The organism is Streptomyces lydicus, assembly GCF_001729485.1.
GTDB lineage: Bacteria > Actinomycetota > Actinomycetes > Streptomycetales > Streptomycetaceae > Streptomyces > Streptomyces lydicus_D.
The window spans coordinates 3831001-3847875 of sequence record NZ_CP017157.1 but is presented as its reverse complement, the minus strand read 5'-3'; the positions used below and the strand labels follow the sequence as shown (position 1 = coordinate 3847875).

The window sequence follows — 16875 nt, the reverse complement described above, 5'->3', positions numbered from 1 at the left end:
ATCGCCACAGCAGCGCTCGGCCACCCGGCCGTCGGGTCGGACGAGCCCCGGCCGGGCCGGCGGCGCGCGACACAGCCACAGGGCGCCGGTCGGCAGGACCGGCCCTTCCTTTGATCATTGTTTCGCCGTCCCGTCAGGGCAGGTCGTCGCCCGAGAACCGGCAGCGCGAACGATGCGTCGGGCGTCCGGGTAGCAGCCGGCCGCCGAGCAGTACCGCGCAGGCCCCCACGGTGAGCAGCCCGCCGGCGAGGAAAACGCCTCGCACGTCGGAGAGCGGCAGGACCAGCGCCCCGAGTGCCGCGCCGGCCGCGATGCCGGCGTTGTAGGCGCCGGAGTTGGCCGCGAGGGCGATGTCCGTGCGGCCGGGCGCGCAGTGCAGCATCGCGTTCTGGGTGACCATGAACACCGGTCCGAGCGCCCCGCCCATCAGGACCAAGAACATCACCGCCGCCACCGGACGGGTGCCGGCCGCGTACAGGCCGAGCATGCCCACCGCCTGCGTGACGACAGCCGTGGGCAGCGCGGACTGCGGGAAGCGGTCCAGCAGCACCCCGGTGATGCTCACCCCGGCCAGACAGGCGACACCGAAAATCACGAGCAGGACGCTGACCGCGCTCGGGGAGAACCCGCTCACGTCGCCCAGGAACTTCACGATGTAGGTGTATCCCGCGAACGCTCCGGTGGCGGACAGGGTCCCGGCCGCCAGCACCGTCCCGAACCGCCGGACGTCGGGACTGGTCCCGTAGGCGGCGGGCTCTTCTTCCGGATTCGAGGACGGCAGCAGAACGGCGATCGTCACCAGAGAGACGAGCCCCAGAGCCGCCGGCACGGCGACGGGCACCTGCCAGTCGCTCTGCCGGCCCAGCCACGTCCCGGCAGGAACACCGAGCACCAGGGCGAGAGAACCGGCGACCGACAGCGCCCCGACCACCCGCCCACGGACCGCGGGTGCGAACAGGCCCACCGCGACCGGTCCCATCACCGCCCAGAACAACGCCTGAGCAAGCGCGGTCAGCAACCGCGCCACCAGGAGCGGCCAGTAGGAGGTGGCCAGCGCCGCAACGACACTCGCCAGGACCAGCACGGTCAGTAGTCCCGTGAGCACATGGCGTCGGGGGACGGACCGCGTGACGTGGGCCAGCGGCAGAGACGCGAGAGCCACCGTCACGCCGTAACCGGTAACCAGGAGACCGACCGCTGACACCGACACCCGAAGGCTTCCGGAGATGAGCTCCAGCAGGCCGATCGGCAGGTTTTCCGCTGTGTTGAAGGTGAAGGCGGCCAGCATCAGGGCCCCGAGCACCGCCGACCTGTGCCAGGGAGCCGGCTGTCGGTTGAGCCCATGGACTCTTCCTGCCGCCGCTCGTTGCTCCTGCTCCGTGGCGCCCTCCATGGAGTTACCTCACCCGCCACACCGATCCCGCCGCAACCGAATTCATCTGCCGCAGAGACGCGATCCGGTTGACATGACCCGCCACGACGTGGCGCGCATGAACCTGGCTCCACTCATCAGGCTCCTTGGGATCGATCACCCAGGGAGCCCGGAGGCGCTCTACCGGCGGACCGCCGAGATCAGTCCGCCGGGCCGCTCCTCGCGCTGCGGCGGGGTGCCGATCGGGCGGCCGTAGGCGGCAGCGCGCTCGCGCAAGGTGTGGCCCTCGGCCTCCCAGCCGTGCCCGGCCAGCCAGCCCACCGGGTCGTCGGGCATCTCCGAGACCCACATGGACGCCGCCGATCCCGGCGCGGCGTCCCCGCCGAAGCGCTCGATCACGCCGCGCGAGCCCAACGTCAGCCCCATCCGACTGCCTGCCGCCGACTGCGCGCTGATCCGGGCCAGCAGCAGCTCCACCGCGTCCTCGGGCAGATAGATCAGTAGTCCTTCGGCGATCCACGCGGTCGGCGCGGTGGGGTCGTGCCCTGCGGCGGCCAGCGCGGCCGGCCAGTCCTCCCGCAGATCCACCGCGACGGTGATCCGCTCGCAGCGTGCGACGGCCTGCTCCTGACGCAGTACCGAAGCCTTGAAGTCCAGTGGTGCGGCGGTGTCGACCTCGAACAGCCGGGTGCCCTCGGGCCAGTCGATCCGGAAGGCCCGGCTGTCCATGCCGGCGCCGAGCAGCACGACCTGCCGGACGCCGGACGCGGATGCCTGCTGCAACAGGTCGTCGAGGAACTTCGTCCTGATGACGATGGAGTACGACACGGCCTGGCGGCGGCGTCGCGCGGCCTCGTCATCGGGCGGCGGCGAGGAGGGCCACAGGCCCCCGGCGGTGGCGAATGCCTGTGCCAGTGGGTCGCGGAACAGCGCGTTCTCCCGCTCGTTCTCCAGCGCCCGCACCCTGGCCACCCCCACCGCCGTGGCCCACACTCCCGACGGCCGCACCTGCTCCTGCTCATCAGTCACCGCGCCAGCCTAGATGACCGGTTCCAAGGGGCCTGAGGGAGGAGCCGGTTCATGCGCGGTCAGCAGGCCGCGGGGCTCAGGGCTCGGAGTCACTCAGCCGGCTCGACGTGCTCAGTGGTCGCCCGTGTGCGGGTGGAGAGGGCGTGGCAGTGGCCGGCGCCAGTCGCCCGGCGTCGTGCGGAGAAACCGGCGGGCGAGAAGACGTATGGCGTCCCATGCCGGGTCCGTGACCAAGGAGTTGGCCCAGAGGCCGGCGCGGCAGGCGGCATCGATTCCGGCGAGGCAACGGCCGAGGGCCTGAAGCTCGCGCAGATGCTCGGCGTCGAAGGTTCCGCGCTCGGCGAGTCCCTCGGAGACGCGGCAGAGGAGTTCCGCCTCTTCCAGGACAGACTCCGTCGCCAACTCCCGCTCCCCCAGCCAGGCAAGCTGAGCCTGGGTATCGGCTGCGAGGAGGGACAGGAATCGGAGCGTCCAGGTGCGCAGGTGCGCGTCGCCGAGAGAGTTCATCCGTGCAGGATGGCAGCCAGGGACTGTCGCATGAGGTGTTCGACGGCCTGGAGGGGCGGCAGTTGCGCGCTCGTCCGGCTGACCGGCGCCGACGTACGCCGGTGAGCCCGCGGTGAGCTCCCGGTGAGCCCGCGCCGCGACTGTGGGGGCATCGCCGGATCCGCCGTGGACCGGCCACCCAACAGGGAGCGACGATGAACGTTCTGACCGGCAAGACGGCACTGGTGACCGGCGGCTCGCGGGGCATCGGCCGGGCGGTCGCGCTGCGGCTGGCGGCCGAGGGCGCGCTGGTCGCCGTCCACTACGGCGGCAACGACCAGGCGGCCAAGGAGATCGTGGGGCGGATCGAGGAAGCGGGCGGGCGGGCGTTCGCGATCCGGGCCCGGTTCGGCGAGGACGGCGCGGTGGAGCGGCTGTTCGGGGAACTGACCGCGGGGCTGGCGGGGGCCGGGCTGGACATCCTCGTCAACAACGCGGGCATCAGCTCGGGCAACCCGATCTCGCAGGTCACCGAGGAGGAGTTCGGGAGGCTGATGGCGATCAACGTCGCCGCCCCGTTCTTCGTGATCCAGCGCGCGATGGCGCTGCTGAACGACGGCGGACGCATCATCAACATGGGCTCCACGGCCAGCCGGTTCGCGGTCTCCACCCAGATCGGCTACACCATCAGCAAGGCGGCGCTGGAGTCGATGGCACCGTCGTTGGCCAACGAACTCGGCCGTCGCGGCATTACGGTGAACACGGTCGCGCCGGGCGCCGTGCGGACCGACATGACCGCGGGCTACACCTCCGTCCCCGAGGTGGTGGCCGGGCTGGAGTCGATCACCGCGCTGGGGCGGTTGGGCGAGCCCGAGGACATCGCGGACGTGGTCGCGTTCCTGGCCGGCCCGCAGGGCCGCTGGGTGACCGGTCAGACCGTCGACGTCTCGGGCGGGACGTTCCTCGGCCCGATCGCCCCGTGATCCATCGCGCCGATGAATAATCGCCGGCATGCAGTTCGGAATCCTCGGCGAGACCCGAGCACGGCACGGCGACGGCAACGAGGTCCCGTTGGGCGGACCGGCCCGGCGGGCGCTGCTGGCCCTGCTGCTGGTGCGCCCCGGAGAGGTCGTCTCGACGGACCGGCTGGCTGACGAGATCGACCCCACCGGGGCGCTTTCGGCGCATTCGCTGCAGTCCCAGGTGTCCAGGCTCCGTACCGCGTTGGGCGCCGGGGCCGCGATCGAACGGGCCGGCGCGGGGTACCGGATCGTGGTGGATCCGGACGCGGTGGACGCCTCCCGGTTCGAGCGTTTGGCCGGGGAGGGCCGTGCGGCGCTCGTCGACGGCGACGCCGGACGGGCGGTCGTGCTGCTGCGCGAGGCGCTGGAGCTGTGGCGCGGGCCGGCGCTGGCCGACCTGCCCGACGGCGAGACGGCCCGGGCCGCCGCCGTGCGGCTGGAAGAGCGCCGGCTCGGGGCACTGGAGGACCGCATCGAAGCGGGGCTGCGGCTCGGCCAACACGGGGCGGTCGTACCTGAACTGCGCGAGTTGGTCGGCTGCCATCCGCTCCGGGAACGGCTGGCGGGGCTGCTGATGCGGGCGCTGTTCGCCGAGGGCGGGCAGGCCGAGGCGCTGGTGGTGTTCGAGGAGACCCGGCGGCGCCTGGCCGACGAGCTGGGCGCCGATCCCTCGGCCGAACTGACGGCGCTGCACCGGGAGTTGTTGCAGACCGACCCGACGCCTTCGCCCGTCGCGCCGCCCGCCCAGCTGACGAGTTTCGTGGGGCGCGCCGATGAGGTGGCCGAGGTCGCCGAGACCTTGCGGGTGGCCCGGTTGGTCACCCTCCTCGGGCCCGGCGGCGTCGGCAAGACCCGGCTGTCGGTCGAGGTCGCGGGCGTCGGGGGCACCCCGGACCAGGTGTGCTTCGTGGAGCTGGCACCGCTGCGCGACGGCGCCGGCCTGCCGCATGCGCTGCTGGGTGCGCTCGGCCTGCGCGAGAACGGGCTCCAGATGGACGGCGGCACGAGGACGCCGGTCGACCGTCTGATCGCGGCGCTGTCCGACCAGGTCCTGCTGCTCGTCCTGGACAACTGCGAGCACCTTGTCGACGAGGTCGCCGTGCTGGCGGCGCGGCTGCTGGCGACCTGCCCGCGGCTGCGTGTGCTGGCGACGAGCCGGGAGCCGCTCGGCATCATCGGCGAGCACCTCTTCCCCGTGCGGCCGCTCGACGCGGACACCGCCGTACGGCTCTTCACCGAGCGGGCCGGTGCCGTGCGCCGCGGCTTCACCGCCGACCCCGAGGTCGTGCGGCGGATCTGCGCGGCGCTCGACGACCTGCCGCTGGCCATCGAGCTCGCGGCGGCGCGGTCGCGCACCCTGGACATCGACGACCTGGCGGGGCGGCTGGACGACCTGCTCGCCGTCGGCGCCCGCGGCAACCGCACGGCGGACGAGCGGCACCGCACGCTGCGTTCGGTGGTCGCGTGGAGCTGGGACCTGCTCTCCGAGCCCGAGCAGCGGGCCGCACGGCGGTTCACGGTCTTCGCCGGGGGCGCGACGGCCCCGTCCGCGCTTCGGGTGTGCGGCACCGACGGTGACACGCTGGAGGCGCTGGCCGACAAGTCGCTGCTGGAGGTCGCGGGCGGCCGCTACCGGATGCTGGAGACGATCCGCGCGTACGGTGCCGAACGGCTCGACGCGGCCGGCGAACGCGAGTCCGTGCGGCGTGCCCACGCCCAGCACCTGCTGGAGCTGTTGCGGACGGCCGACCCGCATTTGCGGCGAGCCGAGCAGCTGGAGTGGCTGCCCGTGGTCGCCGCCGAGCACGGTGACCTGATGGCGGCGCTGCGCCGGGCGGCCGAGGAAGGTGCGGTGGAGACGGCCTTCGAGTTGCTCGCCGCGTCGTTCACCTACCTGTGGATCCGGGGCGCGTCCGCATCCGTCGCGCCGCTGGCGATCGCCCTGCTCGCATCGGTCGGCGAGAAGGTCCCCGACGGGCTGGGTGAGGAGTACGCGACGTGCGTGCTGCTCGCCGGCGCGGCGTCGGCGACGGGCGACGCCGGGGAGCAGGTGTGGCAGCGGCACCGCGCGACGGCCGGCGAGGCGCTGGCGGCCGCGTGGCCCGGCGACCGGTCGGGTCGCTACCCGGTCGTCCTGCTGCTGTGGATGATGCGGAACGCGGGCGGACCGGACCCGGAGGGTGCCTTCGCGCTCGTCTCGTCCCAGCACGACTGCCCCGAGCCGTGGGCGCGGGCCGCCGCCCACTACGTGTCGGGGTTCGGGCACCTCGGCCGGCGGGATCGCGCGGCGGCCGAGGGTGCCTTCGGCCAGGCCCTGGAGGGATTCCGTTCGCTCGGTGACCGCTGGGGCAGCGCGCTGGCCCTGGACACGCTGGCCGGCGTGGCCGGAGCGCGCGGTGACCGGGCGCGGGCGCTCTCGCTGACCGACGAGGCCCTGGTGCTCACCGAACGGCTCGGCGCCCTGGAGGACAGCGCCGACCTGCTGGTCAACCGGGGCGATCACCTCGTCGGGGACGACCCGGCGGGTGCCCGTGCCGCCTATGCGGAGGCCGCCGCGCTCGCCCGCCGCGCCGGCAGCTCCACGTACCTGGCGGGCGCGCTGCGCGGGCTCGGCGACGTCGCCCTGGAGGAGGGCGACCCGGCAGCGGCGGAACGGCTCTACCGCGAGGCGCTGGAGCGGATCGATCCGCACTGGATCAAGAGTCTGGGGCCCCGGGTGCGCACGCTCATCGGCCTCGGCCGCGTCGCCGCGGCCCGGAGCCGTCACACGGAGGCGCGCGAGCACTACCGGCAGGCCGCCGAGATCGCCGGCACGGTCGGGGCGCACGCCCCGGAGGTGCTGCGCATGCTGGGGTTGTCCGAGAAGGTCGTGGAGTCCGTCCTTGCGGCCGTGACCGCGGACCGGTGAGCGCGGTCGTTCCTCCGCGGTGAGGGGGCACACGCGGCGAGCGGGCGGGCCCGGTGAGCGCACGGTGAGTCCGCGGTGAGCGCTCCCGTAGAAGGTCCGAGGCATGACGAACCTCAAGGTACTGATCTCCGGCGCCTCCGTCGCCGGCCCCGCGCTCGCCTACTGGCTCCACCGGCACGGCTTCCGGGCCACCGTCGTGGAGCGCGCCCCCGCGCTCCGCGACGGCGGCTACGCCGTCGACTTCCGTGGCGAGGCCCACCTGACGGTCCTGCGCCGCATGGGCGTCCTGGCCGACCTCGAACGCGTCCGGACGGGCATGGGCTCGATGTGCTACGTCAACAGCGCGGGCAAGCAGCAGGCCGAGCTGCCCGCGGACCTGTTCGCCGGGGACATCGAGATCCTCCGGGGCGACCTGGCCCGGATCCTGTACGACGTCACCAGGGAGCACACCGAGTACGTCTTCGGCGACTCCATCACCTCGCTCACCGAGGACGCCCATGGCGTGACCGTGTCCTTCGAGCGCGGCGCGCCGCGCCGGTTCGACCTGGTGATCGGCGCGGACGGGCTGCACTCGCACACCCGCCGCCTGGCCTTCGGTCCGGAGGAACGGTTCGTGAAGCACCTGGGCGTGCACTGCGCGATCTTCACCACCGCCAACCACCTCGGGCTCGACCACACCGGGCACGCCTACCGCACCGCGGGCAGGCTCGTCGCGCTCCACAGCGCCCGCCACAACGCCGAGGCCAGGGCCGTCTTCTACTTCGCCGCGCCGCAGCTGGATGTGGACCGCCGTGACGTGGCGCGGCAACAGGCCCTCCTCACCGAGACCTTCGCCGGGAACGGCTGGGAGAGCGACCGGCTGCTGCAGGACATGCGGTACGCGCCGGACTTCTACTTCGACTCGGTCGGCCAGGTCCACGTGGACACCTGGTCCCGCGGCCGGGTCGCCTTGATCGGCGACGCCGCCTTCTGCCCGTCCTCCCTGTCGGGCATGGGGTCGGGCCTCGCCCTGGTCGGCGCGTACGTCCTGGCGGGCGAGCTGGCCGCCGCGCGCGGCGACCACCGCGTCGCGTTCGGGCGGTACGAGGAGGAAATGCGCGAGTACGCGGTGGGTTGCCAGAAGATGGGGGACGGCGTCGCCAAGCTGATGGTCCCGGGCAGTCGCGCCCTGGCCACGCTCCTCAACCGCTACTACCGGGTCATGCCGTACCTGCCGGGCAAGAACATGGCCGCCAGGATCGCCCGCAGGGCCGCGGAGAACATCACCCTCCGCGACTACCGTGACCTCGTCCGGCGGTAGGCGCGCGGAGCGACTCTCCAGGGCCGCACCGCGGAGCGGGAGTTGGCGGTCAGGAGGAAGCCGAGGGATCACCGGTGCGGTCTGCCGTGGCCTGCTGGGAGCCGGGCGGGGTCGCCGCCCGGAAGCTTCCGGTGAGCCCCTCCCGGTGGGCGAGCAGGGCGGCCTGCACGCGGTTCTCCAGTCCCAGGCGGGTGAGGATGCGGTTGACGCGGCTCTTCACGTTCCCCTCGCTGAGGCCGAGGGCCGCGGCGATCCGGGCGTTGGACATGCCCCGGGCGACCAGGACGAGGACGTGGAGTTCACGTTCGGTCAGCGCGTTCAGCACGCCCGGGTCGCCCGACCCGTCCCGCCCGTCCTCAGGTCTGCCCTCGCCCGGTACCGGCTCGGGGCAAGCGGGGGCGTTGGGCAGCAGGGCGGCAGGCAGCGCGGTGACGGTGTCGATGAGGCGGCGCGTGACGCTCGGGGCGAGGACCGCCTCCCCGCCTGCCGCCGCGCGTATGGCATGGGCGAGTTGGTCGGGAGGGCTGTTCTTCAGCAGGAAGCCGACGGCTCCGGCCCGCAGCGCGGCGTGCACGTATTCGTCCAGGTCGAACGTGGTGAGTACCAGGACACGCGGAGCCGGACCCGGGCCGGGCCAGCTGGTGGTGAGGCGCCGCGTGGCCTCGACACCGGTCATGCCGGGCATGCGGACGTCCATCAGCACGACGTCCGGCCGGAGTTCGATCGCGTGGGAGACAGCCTGCTCCCCGTCGGCCGACTCGCCGACCACGGACAGGTCCTCGCGGCGGTCGATGACCAGCCGGAGCGCGGTGCGCACCATCTCCTGGTCGTCGACGAGAAGTACCCGTACGGTCATCCGCTCTCGTTCTCCTCCGCCGGTCGCGATGCCCGCGCGGACAGGACGGCGTACAGCCGCCAGCCGCCGTCCTCGCGTGGCCCGGCCCGCAGCTCGCCGTCGAAGGCCGCCACACGTTCGCGCATGCCGACGAGCCCCCGGCCGCTGCCCGGAACGGGCCGGTGGCCCGGTGGTGCCGGGTCGTTCTCGACCGCGACCGTGAGGCGGGTGTCGTCTCCGCGTACGGTGACCCGCACGCCGACGGGCCCGGCGTGCTTGATCACATTCGTCAGTGCTTCCTGGATGATCCGGTAGCCCGAGAGCAACATGCCGGTGGACGGATCGGTCCGGGCCCGGAGGTCCGACACATACGTCACCCGGCAGCCGGCGGATGTCGCGGCGCCGATGAGTGGCTCAAGGTGTTCCGGGGACAAGGACGGTTCGGGCGCGAGCCCTTGGTCCCGGAACGACAGCAGTCCGAGGAGGCGGCGCATCTCGATGAGCGCGGTGTCGGCTGTCCGCGCGATGAGCCCGACACTCTGCACGGCTTCCGCGCCTGCTGCGGCTTCCACGGTGGGTGGCACGCCGTTCGCCATGCCTTCCTCGGCGGCTCGCGCCAGAACGGCGATCGCGCTCACGTGGTGGGCGACCACGTCGTGCAAGTCCCGCGCGATACGGGCCCGTTCGGTGATGACCGCTTGCCGGGCGTTGCGCTCCTGCTCGGCCCGCAGTCGCTGATTGAGGTCCCGCAGGCGTGCGGCGTGGGCGTCGATCCGCTGCCTGCCGTACCCCAGGGTCCAGGCAAGGGTGAAGAAGAAGACGAACGTCGTGGCGCTGATCGGCTCCAGCGACCCGGGACGGGGGTTCTGCCAGTGCCCGGTGAGGGCGTCGGCAGCGGTGGTGGCGGCGAGGCACAGCAGCGTCCCGGGCAGGCTCGCCGCGGCCGTCGCGTAGCGGGCGACGCCGTACACGCCGATCATGAGCAGGAACGGGCCGGGTATCCGGCCGTGGATCGGGCTGAGTATCTGGAAGAGCACATAGAGGCCGGTCATCGCCGCCAGGACGACGCAGGGACGCGTCCGCCTCCAGATCAGCGGAACGGTCTGCAAGCCCCACAGGGCCACTCCCCCGACGCCGGGCTCCGGTGAGCGGTCCAGCACCGTGGCCACGTCGAACAGCGTGATGCCGCCGCCCAGGGCCACGTCCGTCAGACGCGGCCGGTCGGCCATCCATCGCCGCACGGCTCGCGGCGCGGCATACACGGTAGTGATCATTTCAGTTCGTCAGGCTAGAGGAAGACGAGCGCTCGGCGGATCATCCGTCAGGGCCGCATCGATAGTTGCGTGCCCTCCCGGGAGATCACCACCGGGACCGAGGCGCAGCGCGCATGCACCCTCCTAGCGTCTTTTCCATGACGAACATCCCGGTGTCACATCCCCCCGTCGGGCAGACCGGCCCGACCGCACGGCCTCGGCGGGGTCGCGCGAAGAACGCGAAGGCGAGTATCGCGAACGCGGGTAACGCTCCCGAGAATCCGAGCGACCCGGCGCCCGCCGTGCGCCCCCTCCTCCTGCTGCTGGGCACCGGCACGATGCTGTTCGCGGTGGGCGGCCGGTGGGACATCGCCGCCGCGGCCTGGATCTTCCCCGTGCTCCTGCTGCGTTTCACCCGCCTCAGCCGCGTGTGGACCGGGGCGTTGTGGATCTTGCTGGCGCACACCGCAGCCGCCGTCTTCTGGATCCAGGAGTCGGCGATCGGCCTCAGCCCCGTGACCGCGGTGGGCGCGGCTGCCCTCGCCGCCGTGCAGACGCTGCCGTTCCTGGCCGACAGGCTGCTGGTCGGCCGGCTGCGCCCGGCGGTGGCGGTGTGGGCCTTCCCGGCCGCCGTCGCCGGCGGCGAGTTCCTGATCACCGTGGTGTCGCCGTTCGGTACGGCCTACGGTTCGCTGGCCGTCACCCAGTACGGTGACCTGCCGCTCCTGCAGATCATTTCGGTCACCGGTTCGTACGGGATCGGATTCCTGATCGCCGGCTTCGCCAGTACCGTCAACCGGATCTGGGAACGGCCTTCGTGGCGCGGCGGCCTGGTCTACGGGGCGGTCCTGCTGGCCGTCGTGCTCGCGGGCGGCGCCCGGCTCGCCTTCAGCCCGGCCCCGGGCACGACCGTGCGGATCGCCGGGGTGAGCGCCGGCCGGGCCGTGACCGATGAACTCACGGCCACGCTCGGGCGGATCACCGGCGGAGCCGCAGGCATCGCTGCCGCCCCCGCGTCGACGGTGCGGCCCGCGATGACCGCCGTCGAGAACGACCTGCTCGCCTCCACCCGACGCGAGGCCGCCGCCGGAGCGAAGATCGTGGTCTGGCCGGAGGAGGCCGTCAAGACCCAGGAGGCCCACGAGTCCGACGCCATCGCGGCAGCACAGGAACAGGCCCGCAGGTCAGGCATCTATCTGGAGATCGGTCTCCGCGTCTACAGCACGACCGCCCCCGCCCACGGCCGGGACGAGGCGATCCTCATCGACCCCCACGGCAAGGTGCTGTGGACCTATCAGAAGGCGCATCCCATCCCCGGCTCGGAGAAGTTCACCCCCGGTGACGGCCGGGTGCCCGTCGCCGACACCCCGTACGGCCGGATCGCCGATGTCATCTGCTACGACGCCGACTTCCCCGCACTGATGCGGACCAGGGCCGACATCATGCTCGTGCCCTCGCACGACTGGAAGGAATACGGCGGCGCGCACACCATGAAGGCGAGCCTGCGCGCCATCGAGGGAGGCTACTCGCTGGTGCGTCAGGACGCGGAAGGCGTCTCGACGGCTTACGACAACAAGGGCCGGGTCCTCGCCACCACCGACTACTTCACGACCGGTCAACAGACCGTGGTGGCCTATGTGCCCACGCACGGCGCCACCACGATCTACGACCGGATCGGAGACCTCTTCGCCTGGCTCTGCCTGGCGGGAGTCGCCGTGCTCACCCTCCTGGCGCTGGCCCGCCCGTGGCGCCCCGCTCCCGCCGTCTCCCGCACCGGGACGGACCGTGCCACGGACTGACACCTCAGCGTCGGGCCAGCGCCAGCACGCTCAGGCCGAACATCAGGACGCCCAGGGGCAGATGGACCGACGGGACGTGCGCGATGCCGAGCACAACCTGGACCGAGGCGAGTACCAGGAAACCGGACGCGTGCCGGACGGGCCGGGGCGAGCCGCCGCCCGGCTTCCATGCCAGCACCGCCGCGAGCACGTACAGCATCGCCGCCCCGTACATGACCCGGGCTCCGGCACTGTGCAGCGTGTCTCCGTAGGACGCGGTCAGCAGCAGCCCGGCGGAGACCGCCTGGAGGAAGATCGTCAGGGTCTGCAGGGCGATCGCGATCCGCAGGAACGAGAAGCCGCGCCGTGCGTTCACCGTCGTTGTCACCTGGGTGGCCATGTCACGTCCCCTTTTCCCGCCCACAGGCGGTAGGTCGATAAGGTCTCACCGGCCCGACGACGCGGGGCTGCGAAAGGTAAGGCGAGGGGGCGGCCGGAAGCATGGGGACTGTCGGGGCCGGCTCCGATGAGGTGGCCGGCGAGCGACGCCAACTGATCAATGTCGCCTACCGGTTGCTCGGCTCGGTGACCGAGGCCGAGGACGCCGTACAGGATGCCTACACCCGCTGGTACGGGCTGCCGCGAAGCCGGCAGGAGGCGATCCTCTCCCCCGGTGCCTGGCTGACGACGGTGACCAGCCGCATCTGCCTGGACCTGCTCGGCTCGGCGCGGGCACGCCGGGAACGCTACGTCGGCGCGTGGCTGCCCGAGCCGCTGCCCGGCCGTCCCGAGGGGGACCACGCGGGCAGCGCCGACCCCACCGTCCCTCCGGACCCGGCCGACCAGATCGTCCTGGACGAGTCGGTGGCCATGGCCTTCCTCGTCGTCCTGGAGTCGATGACGCCCGCCGAGCGGGTGGCGTTCGTCCTGCACGACGTCTTCCGGTACCCCTTCGCGGAGATCGCCGACGTCCTCGGCCGGACCCCCGCGGCCTGCAAGCAGCTGGCGTCCTCCGCCCGGCGCCGGGTTGGCGTCGCGCGCACTCCGGTGCCGGCCACCGGCCGGGCCGACGTGGTGCGACGCGTGAAGGAGGCATGGGAGACCAAGGACATCGCGGCCCTCGTCGGCCTCCTCGACCCGGCCGCCGTGATGACCGCCGACGGCGGCGGCCTGGTCGGCACCGTCCTGCGCCCGGTCGAGGGCGGCGCGCGGATCGCCCAGTACATGGTCGCCATCGCCGACAAGGCTCCCGGGCTCGAACTCCTGGAGCGGTCGGTGAACGGTGTGCCGGGCCTGGTGGCCCGGCGTGCGGGCGTCGTCATGACCGTAGCGGCATTCGATGTCTCCGACGGGCGCGTCACCCGGATCTGGGCGGTCCGCAACCCGGAGAAGCTACGGCCGTGGGCGCGGGAGGGCCGACCAGAGGCACTCCCGTAGCGTCTCGCTTCACCGGTTCGCCACTGATCGCCCGCTGATCGGCTGCTGACCGGCGGCGCCACCGCGGCGCCTCACAGCGTCGCGGTCGTCCCCTGCCCCGACGCGCTGCCCGCGAGCCACTGCGCCCATCCCATGTTGAAGGCGGCGTAGCCGTTGTCGGCCGATGCCTTGGCACGGGGCGAGCCGGTGATGGTGATGGGATCCCCCTGCTTGACCTGGCCGTAGAACCACTTGGCGTCCGAAAGGGACAGGTGGACGCAGCCGTGCGAGCCGCGGGCGCTGCCGCTGCCCGGATTGGGATCCCCCGTCGAGTAGTGCACATACGTGCCGGACTGGGTGAGGTGGACATCCCAGGGCAGCGTCAGGTCGTAGTAGTTGGAGCTGCCCTTGTCGCAGCTGATGCCGACGCTGCAGGAGGTCATGTGGACCTTCTTCTGCTTGTCGATGACGGCCATCGTGCCGTTCCACGTCGGGTATTGAGAGCTGCCCGCGTTGATCGACAGGGTGCGCACCGGCTTGCTGTTCCGGGTCACCTTCAGGGTGTGGCCGGTCACCGAGACGTCCGCGCGCACATCGTCGCCGATCTTGAAGGTGTGCGTGTAGCTGCGCACGCCGTAGCGTCCGTTGCCGTTGCTGACGCCCTTCAGGTCGGCGTCGATCTTCACGTTCGTGCCGGCGGGCCAGTACGACTTCGGTCGCCAGTCGGCGCGCTTGTCGCCGAACCAGTGCCAGGCACCGGCCACCGGATGCGAGGCGCTCACCTTCATGTGCTTCTCCACCGTGGCCCGCGCCTTTGCCGCCACCGGGTTCGTGAAGACCACCGAGATCGGCATGGCCACGCCGGCCGTGGTTCCCGTCTGCGGGGTGATGGTGTCCAGAAGCATCGGCGGGCCCGCGGGCTTCGTCGGTGACGGCGAGGCGCTCGCACTCGGCTTGCCGGGTGCCTTTCCGTCGTCCCCACCGGCCTTGTCACCGCCGCCCCCGCCACAGGCACTTGCGCCCACCAGCACCGCACCCGTGACGAATGCGATCGCTATGCCGCTCTTGCGCCGCCCCACGACCTGCCTCGCTCTCTCGCGCTTCGGCCCTCACGGGCCCGACTCCCTGTCAGACGAAGGGACGGCGGGCGGCAGTTTCGTGCATCACGTAAAACATGTCCCAAAACTCGGCAGTGCACGGGCGTGGGCCACAGCGCTGTACGGGGTGGCCCCCGGGTCGTCGTATTGGCGGCGCTCCGGAGCGGCGCTTAGCGTGGAGATGAACGGCGGTTCGCACACATGGTCCACTTGGTCCGGTGGGCCCGGACGGCCGGAGCGCCCTCATTGTGGAGGTCCGGGATGGAATCTGTCTCGTTCCTGCTCCTGACCGTGATCCTCACGGCTCTGGCCTTCGACTTCACCAACGGATTCCACGACACGGCCAACTCGATGGCCACCTCGATCGCCACCGGTGCGCTGAGTCCCCGGGTGGCCGTCGCGGTCGCTGGTGTGCTCAATCTGGCCGGTGCCTTCCTCTCCACCGAAGTGGCCAAGACGATCTCGGGGGGCATCGTCAACGACGGCCAGGTGTCCCTGGTGATGATCTTCGCCGGGTTGATCGGGGCGATCCTCTGGAACCTGGTCACCTGGCTCCTCGGGCTCCCCTCCAGCTCCTCCCACGCCCTGTTCGGCGGGCTCATCGGAGCGGTGTGGGTGGGGGCCGGGGGATCGGCCGTGCGCTTCGGCGCGATCATCGAGAAGATCGTGATCCCGGCGGTGGCCTCGCCGGTGGTGGCGTGCGTGGTGGCGGTGCTGGCCACCTACCTCGCCTATGTGATCACCCGGAGGACCGCGGCCCGCGCCGTCGGGAAGGGCTTCCGTGCCGGCCAGGTCGGCTCGGCCTCGCTGGTGGCCCTGGCCCACGGCACCAATGACGCCCAGAAGACGATGGGCGTCATCACCCTCGCGCTCATCGCGGGCGGGGTACTCGACCACGGCGCGGGGCCGCCGTGGTGGGTGGTGCTGAGCGCGGGCCTGGCGATCTCCCTGGGGACGTACGCGGGCGGCTGGCGCATCATCCGGACCATGGGCAAGGGACTGACCGACATCCAGCCCCCGCAGGGCTTCGCCGCCGAGACCAGCGCGACCGCGGTGATCCTCGCCTCGTCCCACATGGGGTTCGCACTGTCGACCACCCAGGTGTGCACGGGCAGCATCCTCGGCGCCGGTCTGGGCCGCAAGCTGGCCCATGTGCGCTGGGGCGTCGCCGGCCGGATCGCGGTGTCGTGGCTGCTCACCCTGCCGGCCGCGGCCGTCGTGGGAGGCATGGCGGCCTGGATGGCCGACCAGGGCCCCCTGGGCGTGGCCCTGGTGGCGGGCGTCGCCCTGGCCGCGGCTGCGGGCTTCTACCTGCTCTCGCGCCGCCGTCCGGTGAACCCCGAAAACGTCAACGAGGTGCCGGCGAGCGCTGCGGAGTCCACCGTCCGGTCAGCCACCTGAGCGGGCTCGGCCGGCGGGCCGTCGTCGAGGAAGGAGATGCGGGATGGACATCGACTGGGGCGCTCTGGCCGCGGTCTTCGGTGTCAGCCTGGGGATCACCGTGGTGGTCGTCGTGATGTTCGCGCTCGGCCTGGCCGCGTGGGCCCGCGCCGGAACCGAGGAGCCCGCCCCCGACGCATCCCGAGGCCGGCAGCGGAAGACGGCAGCTGTCACGGCCGTGCTGTGCTTCGCCGCGTGCCTCTCGGTCGCGGCCTACGGGATCGACCTGATCGTTCCCGGCTGACCCACCCTGCCGAGGGGGCACCGAGTTCGCTGCCGCCCGGCCGACGACGCACGCGTTGGGAGTTCCCCGCGCGCCTGATGCCTCAGCGCCATGCGTGGTTCGGCGCTCCGCGATCCTCGGAGGCAGCGCGTGTGAGGTGGGGGCACGACGGGTCGGTCCGGTCGTCAGGGAGACACATGCGGTGGGCCAGGGCGCGCGTCATGCGTTGGGTGAGGCGGCTGTGCCAGGTGACATCGGGGTAGCAGGCGCGCAGATGCGCTACGGCGCGTGTGCCCAGGCCGCTGTCCCGCAACGGCGAAGCGACGTTGACCTGGCTGATCACGCCACTTCCACAGAGGTCGCACACCTCGTAGGTGACCTCGCCGACGACGCGGCGGATGTACACCAGCAGCAGGCTTTGCGCCTGCGTACTCGTCGGGTCCGGGGAATGAAAGATGACCACGTCCCGGTAGGCGAGCACCCGCCTGTGAAGCTTGCCGCGTCGGCGGCCCGGGCGGGTGTGCCGTGGCTGTCGGTGCCGGTGAGGGTTCTGTCGTAAAGCTCCCGGCAGCAAGTTACGTGTTGTCACCATGTAGGCCGTCTACCCGCGACGAAAGTGGACAATCAGCTCTTTCGGGCCCTTGCCGGCCGCATTCCTTCGTCGGTGTGAGGGTTCGCCTGCGCGTCCCCCGCCGACGCGGGCGGGCGGTGGCGGA

Annotated in this window: 15 protein-coding genes; 7 read left to right on the top strand and 8 right to left on the bottom strand. The window is 72.0% G+C overall.

The features are described from left to right. Positions 1–133 precede the first annotated feature (133 nt). From SL103_RS16695 to SL103_RS16685, 3 genes are all read right to left on the bottom strand, one after another. A complete protein-coding gene (locus SL103_RS16695; protein WP_069573808.1) occupies positions 134–1288 on the bottom strand; it encodes an MFS transporter in 1155 nt (384 codons plus the stop codon). 264 nt (positions 1289–1552) lie between these two features. Beyond that, complete coding sequence (locus tag SL103_RS16690; protein WP_069569818.1) at positions 1553–2365, bottom strand: class I SAM-dependent methyltransferase; 813 nt, start codon at positions 2363–2365, stop codon at positions 1553–1555. A gap of 147 nt (positions 2366–2512) precedes the next feature. After that, positions 2513–2908, bottom strand: a complete 396-nt coding sequence (locus SL103_RS16685; RefSeq protein ID WP_069569817.1) for a hypothetical protein — start codon at positions 2906–2908, stop codon at positions 2513–2515. A gap of 194 nt (positions 2909–3102) precedes the next feature. Between SL103_RS16685 and SL103_RS16680 the strand changes: the two genes are divergently transcribed. The 3 genes from SL103_RS16680 (at position 3103) to SL103_RS16670 (ending at position 8117) form a co-directional block, all read left to right on the top strand. Beyond that, positions 3103–3870, top strand: a complete 768-nt coding sequence (locus SL103_RS16680) for an SDR family oxidoreductase (protein WP_069569816.1) — start codon at positions 3103–3105, stop codon at positions 3868–3870. A gap of 28 nt (positions 3871–3898) precedes the next feature. After that, complete coding sequence (locus tag SL103_RS16675; RefSeq protein WP_069569815.1) at positions 3899–6817, top strand: BTAD domain-containing putative transcriptional regulator; 2919 nt, start codon at positions 3899–3901, stop codon at positions 6815–6817. 103 nt (positions 6818–6920) lie between these two features. Continuing rightward, on the top strand, positions 6921–8117 hold the full coding sequence (locus SL103_RS16670; RefSeq protein ID WP_069569814.1) for an FAD-dependent monooxygenase: 1197 nt from the start codon (positions 6921–6923) through the stop codon (positions 8115–8117). 49 nt (positions 8118–8166) lie between these two features. On the opposite strand, the gene SL103_RS16665 is transcribed toward SL103_RS16670, so the two are convergent. Continuing rightward, positions 8167–8973: a response regulator gene (locus tag SL103_RS16665; RefSeq protein WP_079145782.1), complete on the bottom strand. Its 807-nt coding sequence runs from the start codon at positions 8971–8973 to the stop codon at positions 8167–8169. Further along, complete coding sequence (locus tag SL103_RS16660) at positions 8970–10226, bottom strand: sensor histidine kinase (RefSeq protein ID WP_069569813.1); 1257 nt, start codon at positions 10224–10226, stop codon at positions 8970–8972. Before SL103_RS16660 ends, SL103_RS16665 begins: the two co-directional genes overlap by 4 nt. Before the next feature lie 281 nt (positions 10227–10507). On the opposite strand from SL103_RS16660, the gene SL103_RS16655 reads away from it, so the two are divergent. Next, complete coding sequence (locus tag SL103_RS16655) at positions 10508–12004, top strand: nitrilase-related carbon-nitrogen hydrolase (protein ID WP_079145781.1); 1497 nt, start codon at positions 10508–10510, stop codon at positions 12002–12004. Between the two features lie 4 nt (positions 12005–12008). Here the strand turns inward: SL103_RS16655 and SL103_RS16650 are convergent, their stop codons facing one another. Then, positions 12009–12383, bottom strand: a complete 375-nt coding sequence (locus SL103_RS16650; protein ID WP_069569812.1) for a hypothetical protein — start codon at positions 12381–12383, stop codon at positions 12009–12011. Positions 12384–12484: 101 nt separating this feature from the next. Between SL103_RS16650 and sigJ the strand changes: the two genes are divergently transcribed. After that, positions 12485–13420: an RNA polymerase sigma factor SigJ gene (sigJ, locus tag SL103_RS16645; RefSeq protein WP_069569811.1), complete on the top strand. Its 936-nt coding sequence runs from the start codon at positions 12485–12487 to the stop codon at positions 13418–13420. Between the two features lie 71 nt (positions 13421–13491). Here the strand turns inward: sigJ and SL103_RS16640 are convergent, their stop codons facing one another. After that, positions 13492–14478, bottom strand: coding sequence for a L,D-transpeptidase (locus tag SL103_RS16640; protein WP_069569810.1), 987 nt, complete (start codon positions 14476–14478; stop codon positions 13492–13494). A 279-nt stretch (positions 14479–14757) separates the two neighbouring features. Here SL103_RS16640 and SL103_RS16635 point away from each other — a divergent pair, with 279 nt between their 5' ends. Beyond that, complete coding sequence (locus SL103_RS16635; RefSeq protein WP_069569809.1) at positions 14758–15897, top strand: inorganic phosphate transporter; 1140 nt, start codon at positions 14758–14760, stop codon at positions 15895–15897. Positions 15898–15940: 43 nt separating this feature from the next. Next, positions 15941–16180, top strand: coding sequence for a hypothetical protein (locus SL103_RS16630; protein ID WP_069569808.1), 240 nt, complete (start codon positions 15941–15943; stop codon positions 16178–16180). Positions 16181–16262: 82 nt separating this feature from the next. Here SL103_RS16630 and SL103_RS16625 read toward each other — a convergent pair whose 3' ends face one another. Further along, entirely contained in the window at positions 16263–16640 is a 378-nt protein-coding gene (locus SL103_RS16625; RefSeq protein WP_069569807.1) for a hypothetical protein, read from the bottom strand. Positions 16641–16875 lie beyond the last annotated feature (235 nt).